The sequence below is a fragment of the Bacillus sp. EB106-04-04-XG123 genome (assembly GCF_058791855.1).
The window spans coordinates 401,746-413,467 of sequence record NZ_JBYTDZ010000004.1; the positions used below are offsets into that span (position 1 = coordinate 401,746).

The 11,722-nt window shown below is 41.3% G+C and carries 15 protein-coding genes and 2 tRNA genes; 12 read left to right on the forward strand and 5 right to left on the reverse strand.

The features are described 5' to 3' along the window. Window positions 1-46 precede the first annotated feature (46 nt). The 5 genes from AC3WTB_RS14850 to AC3WTB_RS14870 all read left to right on the forward strand — a co-directional run bounded on the left by AC3WTB_RS14850 (window position 47) and on the right by AC3WTB_RS14870 (window position 3,491). Entirely contained in the window at window positions 47-589 is a 543-nt protein-coding gene (locus AC3WTB_RS14850; RefSeq protein ID WP_058837410.1) for a dihydrofolate reductase family protein, read from the forward strand. Between the two features lie 108 nt (window positions 590-697). Beyond that, window positions 698-1,171, forward strand: a complete 474-nt coding sequence (locus AC3WTB_RS14855) for a MarR family winged helix-turn-helix transcriptional regulator (RefSeq protein WP_492333916.1) — start codon at window positions 698-700, stop codon at window positions 1,169-1,171. Continuing rightward, window positions 1,155-1,778 (forward strand): nitroreductase family protein, encoded by a 624-nt coding sequence (locus tag AC3WTB_RS14860; protein ID WP_492333917.1) that lies wholly within the window; start codon window positions 1,155-1,157, stop codon window positions 1,776-1,778. The genes AC3WTB_RS14855 and AC3WTB_RS14860 overlap by 17 nt, the downstream gene beginning before the upstream one ends. A 17-nt stretch (window positions 1,779-1,795) precedes the next feature. After that, a complete protein-coding gene (locus tag AC3WTB_RS14865; protein WP_058837413.1) occupies window positions 1,796-2,848 on the forward strand; it encodes an LLM class flavin-dependent oxidoreductase in 1,053 nt (350 codons plus the stop codon). 349 nt (window positions 2,849-3,197) lie between these two features. Then, entirely contained in the window at window positions 3,198-3,491 is a 294-nt protein-coding gene (locus AC3WTB_RS14870) for a hypothetical protein (protein ID WP_144464155.1), read from the forward strand. 33 nt (window positions 3,492-3,524) lie between these two features. On the opposite strand, the gene AC3WTB_RS14875 is transcribed toward AC3WTB_RS14870, so the two are convergent. Beyond that, complete coding sequence (locus AC3WTB_RS14875) at window positions 3,525-4,088, reverse strand: helix-turn-helix domain-containing protein (RefSeq protein ID WP_058837415.1); 564 nt, start codon at window positions 4,086-4,088, stop codon at window positions 3,525-3,527. Between the two features lie 110 nt (window positions 4,089-4,198). Between AC3WTB_RS14875 and AC3WTB_RS14880 the strand changes: the two genes are divergently transcribed. Beyond that, window positions 4,199-4,786: a LysE family transporter gene (locus AC3WTB_RS14880; protein WP_126681974.1), complete on the forward strand. Its 588-nt coding sequence runs from the start codon at window positions 4,199-4,201 to the stop codon at window positions 4,784-4,786. A 4-nt stretch (window positions 4,787-4,790) separates the two neighbouring features. Here the strand turns inward: AC3WTB_RS14880 and AC3WTB_RS14885 are convergent, their stop codons facing one another. Then, entirely contained in the window at window positions 4,791-5,342 is a 552-nt protein-coding gene (locus AC3WTB_RS14885; RefSeq protein ID WP_492333918.1) for a GNAT family N-acetyltransferase, read from the reverse strand. 124 nt (window positions 5,343-5,466) lie between these two features. On the opposite strand from AC3WTB_RS14885, the gene AC3WTB_RS14890 reads away from it, so the two are divergent. Both AC3WTB_RS14890 and AC3WTB_RS14895 read left to right on the forward strand, forming a co-directional pair. Continuing rightward, window positions 5,467-5,652 carry a CsbD family protein gene (locus AC3WTB_RS14890; RefSeq protein ID WP_034665964.1) on the forward strand — a complete coding sequence of 62 codons (186 nt, stop codon included), beginning with the start codon at window positions 5,467-5,469 and terminating at the stop codon, window positions 5,650-5,652. Window positions 5,653-5,800: 148 nt separating this feature from the next. Then, window positions 5,801-6,463: an O-methyltransferase gene (locus AC3WTB_RS14895; protein ID WP_492333919.1), complete on the forward strand. Its 663-nt coding sequence runs from the start codon at window positions 5,801-5,803 to the stop codon at window positions 6,461-6,463. Window positions 6,464-6,499: 36 nt separating this feature from the next. Here AC3WTB_RS14895 and AC3WTB_RS14900 read toward each other — a convergent pair whose 3' ends face one another. Continuing rightward, complete coding sequence (locus AC3WTB_RS14900; RefSeq protein WP_039176830.1) at window positions 6,500-6,826, reverse strand: AzlD domain-containing protein; 327 nt, start codon at window positions 6,824-6,826, stop codon at window positions 6,500-6,502. After that, a complete protein-coding gene (locus tag AC3WTB_RS14905; RefSeq protein ID WP_047204132.1) occupies window positions 6,823-7,548 on the reverse strand; it encodes an AzlC family ABC transporter permease in 726 nt (241 codons plus the stop codon). Before AC3WTB_RS14905 ends, AC3WTB_RS14900 begins: the two co-directional genes overlap by 4 nt. Window positions 7,549-7,845: 297 nt before the next feature. Between AC3WTB_RS14905 and AC3WTB_RS14910 the strand changes: the two genes are divergently transcribed. Beyond that, window positions 7,846-8,721 carry a DMT family transporter gene (locus AC3WTB_RS14910; protein ID WP_047204131.1) on the forward strand — a complete coding sequence of 292 codons (876 nt, stop codon included), beginning with the start codon at window positions 7,846-7,848 and terminating at the stop codon, window positions 8,719-8,721. 78 nt (window positions 8,722-8,799) lie between these two features. After that, complete coding sequence (locus AC3WTB_RS14915; protein ID WP_492333920.1) at window positions 8,800-9,819, forward strand: S66 family peptidase; 1,020 nt, start codon at window positions 8,800-8,802, stop codon at window positions 9,817-9,819. 35 nt (window positions 9,820-9,854) lie between these two features. Here the strand turns inward: AC3WTB_RS14915 and gltP are convergent, their stop codons facing one another. Beyond that, the gene (gltP, locus tag AC3WTB_RS14920) at window positions 9,855-11,105 is read right to left on the reverse strand and encodes a glutamate-aspartate/proton symporter GltP (protein ID WP_039182997.1); all 1,251 of its coding nucleotides are present in this window, start codon (window positions 11,103-11,105) and stop codon (window positions 9,855-9,857) included. Window positions 11,106-11,475: 370 nt separating this feature from the next. On the opposite strand from gltP, the gene AC3WTB_RS14925 reads away from it, so the two are divergent. After that, window positions 11,476-11,552 (forward strand) — tRNA-Arg (locus tag AC3WTB_RS14925). An 11-nt stretch (window positions 11,553-11,563) separates the two neighbouring features. Next, a tRNA-Gly gene (locus tag AC3WTB_RS14930) sits at window positions 11,564-11,637 on the forward strand. The last annotated feature ends 85 nt before the right edge of the window (window positions 11,638-11,722 follow it).

An 11,722-nucleotide genomic window follows, 5' to 3' on the forward strand; every position in this document is an offset into this window, starting at 1 on the left:
ATAAAATAGAATATATGTTCTTATTTGAAGTAAGGGAGTGGTGGGATTGAGTGAGAAAAGGAAACTGCTTTTTTATGGGGCGATGAGTATCGATGGATATTTAGCGAGAGAGGATCACCGGCTCGATTGGCTAATAGGGACAGAGGGTGAAGATGAAACGAGCTACGACACCTTTTATGCGTCAGTCGATACACTGATCATGGGGCGCAATACATATGAACAAGTTCTTCAGCTGTCACCAGATGAGTTTCCTTATGAAGGAAAGACATGTTATATCATGTCACGTACGTTACAAGACAGTCTGGAAGGAACCCATATCATTCGCGAAGATGTCTTATCATTTGTGAAAAAATTAAAGAATGAAACAGGCCGTAATATTTGGATTGTCGGCGGCGGGGGACTGCTTCAATCTTTCATAAAAGAAAGATTGGTGGATGAGCTTTTTCTTCAAATCGTACCTGTCATCATTGGAAGAGGAATTCCTCTCTTTTCGCCGGCGGATCTGGAATCCAAGTTTTCATTACAGGAAGTACATCAATATAAACAAATTGCTGAAATGCATTTCACCTTAAAAGAAGAGGACCACTGAACCAAGGTGGTCTTTTTTTCATGAAACAAACTCATTGACAAGAAAATATCCTAGTGTTAGGATAAATTTATCCTAGTTTTAGGATTTCTTGAAAAAGGAGTAGTTGCCATGGTGCAGCATGATCATGAATTAGATTTAAGGCTATTCCGCGTATGGATGAAAGCCTATCAAGCCCTTTTTACAAATATCCAAAAAGACATTGAACGTTATGATATCGGATTTGAAAACTTTCAGATCCTTGAATTGCTCTACAGTAAAGGACCTCAGCCTGTTCAAAAAATCAGCGACATCTTGTCAATCCCAAGTGGCAGCATGACATATGTCGTGAACAAGCTAGAAAAACAAGAACTGGTGAAAAGGCAATGTGCGCCTTCAGATAAGCGGGTATTCCATGTACAGCTTACGGAAAAAGGGAAGCAATTGTTTGACGACATTTTCCCTAAACACACAGAGGTCATTTCGCAAAATCTATCCTTTATTGAAAAAGAAGAAAAAGAGCAGCTCATTGAATTACTAAAAAAAATCGGTTTAGGTGCAAAACAACTTCGCGAAAAGGGGAAACAAGATGACAATCAGCTTTGATACATTGGTACGTGAAAGACGATCCGCATCAAATTTTTTGCCAAATATCTCGATTTCGAGAGAAGAGCTTAATAGCATATTTGAAGAGGTCAAGCTGGCACCATCTGCTTTTAACTTACAGCACACACAATATGTTGTTGTCCAAACAGAAGAGCTGAAAGAACAAGTAAGAGAAGCGGCATTTGGACAATATAAAGTGCACTCTGCTTCAGCAGCGATCATCGTATTCGGAGATCCAAACGCTTATGAGCATGCAGGAGACATATATGAAGGCCTGAAAATGCTAGGCATTTTAAATACGCAGCAATATGAAGAAATGGTCAGAGAGACCATGAGCTTTTATGAGCAGAGAGGGGCAGATTTCCAGAAGGAAGAGGCGATCCGCAATGCTTCCTTATCTGCCATGCTGTTTATGCTTGCCGCTAAAAATAAAGGCTGGGATACTTGCCCGATGATCGGTTTTGATCCCGAAGCAATGAAAAAGGTATTAAACATTCAATCAGATTTGGTTCCTGTGTTAATGATTACACTTGGAAAAGAAAAAGTAGAGAGCAGACAAGCGAGAGGCTATAGAAAGCCAGTTTCTGAATTTGTGACATATTTATAAGATAGGGGGTTCCAATCATGGAACTAGGAATTAGTACATTTGTCGAAACAACACCTGATTTTCAAACAGGAAAAACAGTCAGTCATGCACAGCGTATTCGAGAAGTAGTAGAAGAAATTATTTTAGCAGATCAAGTCGGTCTCGATGTATTTGGCGTAGGTGAGCATCACCGTGAGGATTTCGCCGCATCGAATCCAGCTGTCGTATTAGCGGCTGCAGCAACACAAACAAAAAATATTCGTCTGACAAGTGCAGTGACAGTCCTTTCATCAGCAGATCCTGTACGTGTATTTCAGGATTTTGCAACGCTAGATGGACTATCAAACGGACGTGCAGAAATTATGGCAGGCCGTGGTTCATTTATTGAATCATTCCCGCTCTTTGGCTATGACCTTGATGACTATGAAGAATTATTTGAAGAAAAGCTTGATTTGCTGTTGAAGTTGCAGCAGTCAGAGCGTGTTACATGGAGCGGCAAGCATCGCCCAGCCATTCAGGATGTTGGGGTATACCCAAGACCTGTTCAAGATCCGCTTCCGATCTGGATCGGCAGTGGAGGAAACCGTGAATCCGTCGTACGTGCTGGATTATTAGGATTACCGCTTGTACTTGCCATCATTGGCGGAAGTCCAAGACAGTTCGCACCGCTCGTTCAGCTGTACAAGCAAGCGGCAGTGCACGCTGGGCATGACCCTGAAAAATTAACTGTAGCATCACATTCTCATGGATTTGTTGCGGCAGAAACAGAGCTGGCAGCAGATCAATTTTTCCCATCCACACAGCATGTGATGAACACATTAGCTAGAGAGCGAGGCTGGGGACCTTATACTCGTTCTACGTTTGACGCAGCGAGAACTTTAGAAGGTGCGCTATATGTAGGAGATGCAGATACGGTGGCAGAGAAAGTCATTCATCTTAGAAAAAATGTAGGCATCACACGTTTTATGCTTCATGTACCGGTTGGTTCAATGCCGCATGATCAAGTGCTAAAAGCCATTGAGCTATTTGGAAAAGAAGTGGCTCCTAAAGTAAGAGAAGAGGTTGCCCGCTGGGAAGCAGAGCAAAAATAAATAAAAAGGCCGATCAAGTGAATAGGCTTGATCGGCCTTTTCTTATGCTTAAGGATCAGTGATACATGGTTTTACTGTAGGACATTTAGCAGCAGAAGCAATTGGTGTGATCGCCAAGGTGAAGAGGAAAACAATTTGAAAACAGATGAGCCATTTTTTCATGAAATCACCTCCGTCACAATTGTTTCACTAGATTGAGATGAGGATAAAAGCATAGAAGTATGTAACACACTCTATCCAGCATAAGACAATGATATCATAATTTTCAAAAAAATGAAAAAATAAACTTACAAAAGTTCTAAATTATGGTATAGTTTATACGTTCAACAAAAAAGGGAGGGATTTTTTTGTGAAAAAGGTCATATCTTCTGTTTTGGTTGGAGCAATTGTCTTAACGGGTGCTGGGGTCACAACTGCTCCAGTGGAAGCAAAGGAGCAAACAAACAGTGAAGTAACAGTTCAAGCGAGTCGAACTGTCTCAGAAACAAGAACATATACGACATCAAACATCCCAGACAGTATTGTATATGCACAGGATGGCTGGGTCGGTATTTTAAAACGAACATCTATTGAAGAGTTAGGATTAGGAAAATATAGAGTCACATTTACTGGAACGGTTGTACGCGATCCGGGATTTAATTAAATAAAACACAAAGCTGACAGGTGGACAAGCCTGTCAGCTTTTTTCTTGAGGATAATAAAGAATCATTTGCATCCGTACCATTTGTTCTCCAGTTTGTTTATACGTGTGCGTCCGATCCGCTTTAAAACGAATTGAGTCTCCGGCTTTTAAGGTGTATTGTTCATCACCAATGGATAAATCAAGGACTCCCTCAAAAACAGTGATCAATTCCTCCGTTCCCCCAATGTGTTCAGTCGCACGAAGTGATCCGCCTTGGTCAATTTCTACTCGGTACATTTCAAATTTCCCCCGATCATCGAAAGGAAACGTCGTGTACACACGATAACGACCGTCGTCCTCCGTTAAAACCTGCGCATCCTCCTTGCGTACCACTTTGATTTCAGGCTGTGGTGCGTAAATGAGCTCACTAAAAGATACTTTTAATCCGTTGGCGATTTTCCACAAAGTCGTGATGGTAGGGGTTGATTCTCCTCTTTCAATTTGTCCAATCATCGTCTTGCTGACACCAGTTAATTCTGCCATCTTTTCGAGGCTTAATTTTTTTTGATCTCTAAGAAGCCTCACGTTTTTAGAAATAATCGATTGTACGTCTTCCATGAAAAAAGCTCCTTTCTCTATTTACTTTATAAAGACCGAACGTTACAATAAAACGTAATATACGCAATAAAGTAATTAAAGTCTAAATAACGTATAAGGGAGGCGGCATCTTGATTGTATCTATGTTGATCTATGCTTTTGTTAGCAGCTTTACCCCAGGGCCAAACAACATCATGGCCATGGTCTTTACGAATAAATATGGGGTCAAGCAAACATTTCGCTTTTGTTTAGGTGTGGGTATCGGATTTCTCGTTATTTTGTGTTTGAGCTGCTTCTTTAATATCATTCTTTATCAAGTGATGCCGAAAATAGGCTGGGTCATGGCGTTCATCGGAGCCGCATACATGATTTATTTAGCGGTCAAAATCATGAAAAGTAAAGGCGGTGATGACGAAACACTTGATCGCTACAATCATTTTATCCCTGGTATGATGCTGCAATTTATCAACCCAAAAGCGATCTTGTATGGATTGACTGTGATTTCAACATTTGTTTTGCCATATGGACAATCTAATATGCAGTATGTCATATTGACGCTGATTCTCGCACTTATTGGCTTTCTCGGTACATTCAGCTGGAGCTTATTTGGCTCTTTGTATAAGCGCTTTTTGACTGCTTATGAAAGACCGTTCCAGTATGTGATGGGGGTGCTTCTAATTTACAGTGCGGTTTCAATGGTATGGGGCTACGTTATGTAAGTGGTCAGGAACTTGGCCGCTGCCTGCCCATCACAACAGTATCATAATATAATCCGTCACTCAGCCGTTTATCTTTTTTTAATACACCTTCAATCAAAAAGCCATGGTTCTCATATAACCGAATGGCTTTTTTGTTCGTTTCAAGCACATGAAGAGAGATCTTCTGAATGCCCTGCTGATCTGCCCAGTCAATTGAGGCGGCTAAAAGCTCTTTCCCAATGTGATAGCCCCAAGCATCTTTCTGGATGGCGACGCCAAATGTCACTTTGTGAGCAGAGCGCTTGAGTGAATGGCCCTCGCATCTTGAAAAACCGACAATCTTTCCTTCAATAGCAGCGACCAAAAATAAATGCCGGCTTTGCTTGGTATCCTCTTGAATCAAAGCCTCAAATGCTTTTTCATCAAGAAAGGCTTCGCCTGGTTCACGGTCTAAATATTCTGTTTCACCGTCGATTTTCAGTCTGAGAGCTGATAACTGTTTGGCATCGGCCATTGAAGCGGACCGAATATGATAGGTCAAGTCACGAACGGTGAATATTTTTTCAGAGATGATCATTGATGAACACCCACCCTTCTTTCCAGTATGTCTATCATACCTGAAACGTGTACATCGCACACTCAGATGTTTTGTATCTTTCAAAAAGGCTAAATGAATAGTATCAAACTTGGAGGTGGAACAAATGAGTGAAGAAAAAGGACATATGGATAAAGCGAAAGGAAAAACAAATCAAGTCAAAGGTCAAGTCAAGGAAAAGCTTGGGGAAGCAACGGATCATCAAAACCTGAAAGCAGAAGGGAAAAAGGATCAAGCAAAAGGAAAACTTCAAGATAAAAAAGGCGATGTCAAAAATAAACTGAACGAGTAGATCCGAAACCAGTGCGTTGCTCCATGTATTCATCATCACATGTCTTTCATCAAAAAAATGAATAGATGTGTGAAAAGAATTGATTATACGCTCTCACGATCATCATGTAGACTTGAGATAGAAGACATGATTAAGGGAGATGGATGAAATGGAGCACGTGTGGGAGAAAGTTGACGAGTATATCACAGACAAGTTGATTCTTAAAGATGACGTATTGGAGCAAGCCCTTACTCATAATAAGCAAGCAGGTCTGCCAGCAATTGATGTGTCACCAGCCCAAGGGAAAATGCTTTATTTATTAGCAAAAACGAAGAATGCAAAGCGCATTTTAGAGATCGGGACACTCGGTGGATACAGTACTATTTGGCTTGCGCGTGCTCTTGAAGATGATGGAGAACTCATCACATTAGAGGCTGACAGCCATCATGTACAAATCGCACAGCAAAACATCAGCAGAGCGGGTTTATCGGAACGAGTGAGCATTTTGCAAGGAAAGGCATTAGATACGTTATCTCAGTTAAAAGAGAGGGCTGCGCTTCCATTCGATTTGATTTTCATTGACGCAGATAAACCAAACAATCCGAAATATCTAAAGTGGGCGTTAGATTTCTCTAAAAAGGGAACAGTCATTATTGCAGACAATGTCGTCAGAAATGGAGCAGTCCTTCATGACTCTAGTGGGGATGAACGAGTGCAAGGAACTCGTGAATTTTTTGATTTACTCAAACAAGAACCGAGAATAGAGGCAACAGCGATTCAAACTGTTGGTGAAAAAGGTTATGATGGATTTGTATACGGAATCGTCAAATGAAACAAAGCTTAACCACATGTGGTTAAGCTTTTTCTTTTAGAAAAACCATCTAGCAGTGCCCATCAGCATGACGCCGACAAGAACAGTAAGTGACAAGCTTTTTGTCCAAACAGCGATGAGTACAGTGGGAGTCAAGACAGCAAGATACATCCAATGGATAGTGACGCCTGTGCCTGTTGTTGTATGGATGAAGAGATGCTCTGCAATCAAAGCTGTAAAGATACAAATAGGTATAAACGATAACCATTTCAGCACCACTTCAGGCAGCTGAATACTTCGTACAAATATAAAGGGTACGACTCTTGGAATGATGGTGACGATCATACAACCAACAATGAGCCATAACATAAAGCTGCTGATCATTTATCTGTCACCACCCCAATGGTTGCGACAATCATGGTGGCTAACAGAACAGCCACGTGTGAAGGAACGAAATGAAGCAGAACAAACATGGCAATGACCATATACAAAACAAGTGACAGGCGATGAGTTAACTTATTTTTGGGAACTGTCTGTAACGAAAGGACTAGCAGTGCAGCAAACATCGCTGATAAAGCGAAATCAAGACCAAGTGCTTCAGGATTTGAAATCCAGTGTCCAAAAATGCCGCCAAGTATGCAGGCTGCAATCCAGCATAAATAAGCCGTTATGTTCAGTCCGTGCATCCACCGGTTATTCAGCTTTCCATGCTGAGCTAATTTATTCATGGCTACGCCAAAGGATTCATCAGTCAGCAAGAGACCGAATCCGATATTTTGTTTTAAAGAGTAGCGTGTAAAATGAGGAGCCAGCGTCAGGCTGAGTAATAAATGACGCAGATTCACAATAAATGTAGTGAGAATAATAGCGGAAAGGGGACTTCCCGTGACAAGCAGTGCACAGATAATAAACTGTGAAGCACCAGCATAAATAAAGATTGCTAGAAGTGCAATGTCCCATAAGCTCAACTGTGCACTAATTCCAACAATTCCAAAGGCAAACCCGATGCTCATATAACCAAGCAGGGTTGGCACACAATCTTTTATTCCCTCGAGAAATGGTTCATGTTCCGTGCTGGGAATATGTTTCCTTGCTTCAATATCCAACGACCTCTACTCCTTCTCTGCATGACGATCTATAGTTTTAATTACTATATGAAAACGAATTCATCATGTCAAGACCCGTTTATCTTCTATTATATGAAGAAAAATGGTGACAAAAAAGGATTGAAGTCAACCAGAATTTGTTATAAAGTAGTCTGAAAATAAAAACAAATGAGGTGACGACAATGCAATGGAAGCCTTTATTTGAACATGATGTACCAAACACACTCCGTCCATAACGGAGAGTGATCTCCGTTTGTGGATATGGCGATCAATATATCCAGTAACGGAGGGGAAAAGATGAATGAAAAATATATAGGCGCCCTTTACCTAGCAATCGCTGCAAGTATTTGGGGCGGCATGTACGTTGTTGTCAAAGTAACAGTAGCGGTGGTTCCGCCGCTTGAGCTCGTATGGATGAGATATGCTGTAGCAGGAATTGTGCTTGTGTGCACCATATGGCGCTTGGGCTATTCCTTTCGATTAGATAAAAAAGATATCCCGCTTGTTGTAATGATCGGATTGATCGGAAATTTCCTATCAATTGTGACCCAAGAAATCGGCACCATGTATACATCTGCACAAATGGGGGCTGTGATTACATCTGCGACCCCTGCTTTTATGGTGCTGTTTGCGTTCTTTCTATTAAAAGAAGCCATGACTGTTAGAAAATGCGCATCCATCCTGCTTGCTACAGCAGGTGTATGGCTCATGATTGGACCAGTCGCAGTGCAAACAGATGAATTTATTGGCGGTCTCTCACTCGTCATCGCTGCTTTTACATGGGCGCTCATGTCTGTTTTGCTTAAACGAGTTCCAGGAAAGTACCCTCAAGTGGTGACGACCACATATGCGATCATCATTGCATTCATTGTCTTAACACCACCTGCTTTATTTCGTTTACCTCACCTAGATGTGGAGCAGATGGCAAGACCGGAGATTTGGGGCGGTATTCTCTATCTAGGCATCATCTCAACAGCTCTTGCATTCTTTTTGTGGAATAGAGGGCTTCAATTGATGGATGCGTCGAGCGGCGGTCTGTTCTTTTTCTTTCAACCGATTGTAGGGGCAGCTCTTGGCTGGCTGCTTTTAGGTGAAGAGATGGGGATACGCTCATTCATTGGGATTCTATGTATCTTTGCAGGAGTCTATACTGTACTGCGCCAAAAAGAATAAAAAGAAATGTCCCTTATAAAAGGGGCATTTTCTCTAAAATGGATAGGGTAAGAGAGATAGAGATTGGAGGGAAGCAGAGTGATACAATTTCCGCATTTGCAAAAAGGACAAACAATTGGCGTCACTGCACCTTCCTCAGGTGTACAGCCAACTTTACATGATATGTTTAAGCTTTCATGTGAACGAATGAAAAATAGAGGCTATGATGTCATATGTGGAGAGACGGTCTGGCAGCAGGAAAAGGCAAAATCTGCCCCTGCGATAGAACGAGCATACGAACTTCAGTACATGATGACATGTGATGAGATTGATCACATCATCCCGCCATGGGGAGGACAGCTGCTTATGGAAGTGTTAGAGCACCTCGATTTCTCATCCATGCAAAAAAAGTGGATTCTAGGTTACTCAGACACGAGTGCACTCTTGCTGGCGTTGACATTAAAAACAGGCATTGCCACTGCACATGGACCGAACTTAGTAGATCTTCAGGGAGAAGAACTTGATCAAACGACTGTCATGTGGGAAGAAGTGCTTTCAACAAAGGGCGAAATGGACATCAGTCAGTTTTCTTCATCTATGTATCAAAAGGAATGGCAGCGTGACGATCCGATTAAACATGTTTTTCATTTAACAGAATCGACCGCATGGCATACGGTTGATCAACAAGAAAAAATAGTAAAGGGAAGACTGCTGGGTGGCTGCATTGATGTCATACGTCATTTAGCAGGGACACCTTATGGGGACGTCAAAACTTTTCAGAAAACATTTATAAAAGATGAACCAATTCTTTGGTATTTCGAAAACTGCGAATTAAATGCTGCAAGTGTGAAGAGATCGCTTGTTCAATTAAAACTCGCAGGGTGGTTTGATCACTGTTCAGGTTTGTTGTTTGGGCGAAGTGCAGTAGATGTGCCTGTTGAAGGGTATCAGTATCAGGATGTATATGAAGAATTACAAAAGGAACTACAAATCCCCATTTTTTACGATATAGATTGTGGACATGTCCCGCCGCAAATGACGCTGATTAATGGGGCATATGCAGAAGTGCAGCTGCATCCTCGAGGAAAAGCCGTACTAAAGCAAACGTTTTTAGCATAAAAAAGGAAAGGGCGAACCCTTTCCTTCATATAACATTACATCCCTTTTGTTTCTTTACCTGCTTTTGGAACTTCCCAAGCTGACTCGCGGAATACTTTTTCCCATTTAGATACGACAATACAAGCAACGGCATGCCCTGGAACATTCACGCCTGTTCGTGCCATATCCATAATTCGGTCAACACCGGCTATAATGGCAACGCCTTCTGCTGGAAGACCGACTGCATGAGCGGTTGCCAAAAGAACAACGAGTGAACCGGATGGCACAGCTGCAATCCCTTTACTCGTTAACACAAGAACAAGCATCATCAAAAGCTGCTGTGACAGACTCATGTCGACACCAAACGCTTGTGCGAGGAATACGCAGGCAACTGATAAATATAAACTCGATCCATCACAATTGAGAGAAAGGCCAGATGGAATCACGAAGGAAACGATTCTTTTTGGACACCCGTATTTCTCCATTCGTTCCATCAATTGAGGAAGGACAGTTTCAGTACTCGTAGTAGAGAAGGCAACAAGGAACAAATCCCAAATCATTTTTAATACTTCGAAGTAGTTAAAACGGAAGATCAGTGCGACCAGAGGGAATAAAGCAAAGAGAATAATGAATAATCCTAAAAAAACAGTCCCGACAAGCTTCATCATTGGGATTAATAAAACAATGCCATATTGGCCGACAGAAGCAGCCATTAATGCAAGAACCCCAATAGGTGCTGTTACCATCACCATCTGTGTGAGCTTAAACATGATTTGTGCCACTGATTCAAAGAAGGTGAGAACAGGAGCAGATGCTTTACCGATGCCGCTTGCCGCTACACCAAATAATATGGCGAAGAAAATAACAGCAAGTAAATCATTCTGAGCCATAACATCGACGATATTGGTTGGAATGATATCTAATACCATTTGTTTAAAGTCAACGACCTTCTCAGTATAACCATCTAATTCCCCAATATCTTTCTTAGCTAATTTAGAGAAATCGAGACCAACGCCAGGCTTTAGACCATTTGCCAATAATAGACCGATCCCAAGAACGATGGTTGTGATGACCTCAAACCAAATGATCGTCTTTAATCCAAGGCTGCCCATTTTCTTCATGCCGCCGCTGCCGGCTGCACCAATAACAATGGTAGAGAAAACGATTGGAACAACGATCATTTTAATCAGCCTGATGAATCCATCTCCAATTGGCCGCAGAGCCATTCCGAAGTCAGGGAAGAAATGGCCGATAAGAGCTCCTATCACCAAAGCGATCATGATCTGAAAAGCGATAAACTTTTTCATCATCTCCTACCTCCTTTAAATGCTTGGAAAAATATTAAGAATTTTCCAATAAATAAAAATTCTATGTGGCCATGTTTTGTCCTCCTTTGTATTTAGAAAGATTTTATTTAAGAATCATTGGAATTATGAAGAAAGAGAAGAAAATAGGGCTATTACATGTCTATTGATCTAAGAAAAAATCAATTTTAAAAAAACATGAAACTTTTTTAGAAAAATGTATTGACCCTTTTATGTGATCCATGGTATATTTTTATTCGTCGCTGATGACGTATTTGAAACACAGACGTTCACACGGATGCGGCAAACAAATTTCAAAAAGATGTTGACTTAATAAAAACGATATGTTAAGATAATTAAGTCGCCTGATTAAGCGCCCGTAGCTCAATTGGATAGAGCGTTTGACTACGGATCAAAAGGTTAGGGGTTCGACTCCTCTCGGGCGCGCCAATACAAACCACGCGGGTGTAGTTTAGTGGTAAAACCTCAGCCTTCCAAGCTGATGTCGTGAGTTCGATTCTCATCACCCGCTCCATTTTGAACATGATCTTTGAAAACTAAACAAGACAAAACGTACCTGTTAATTCGAGTTTTTATAAAAAAATCCTATGATACTTCAT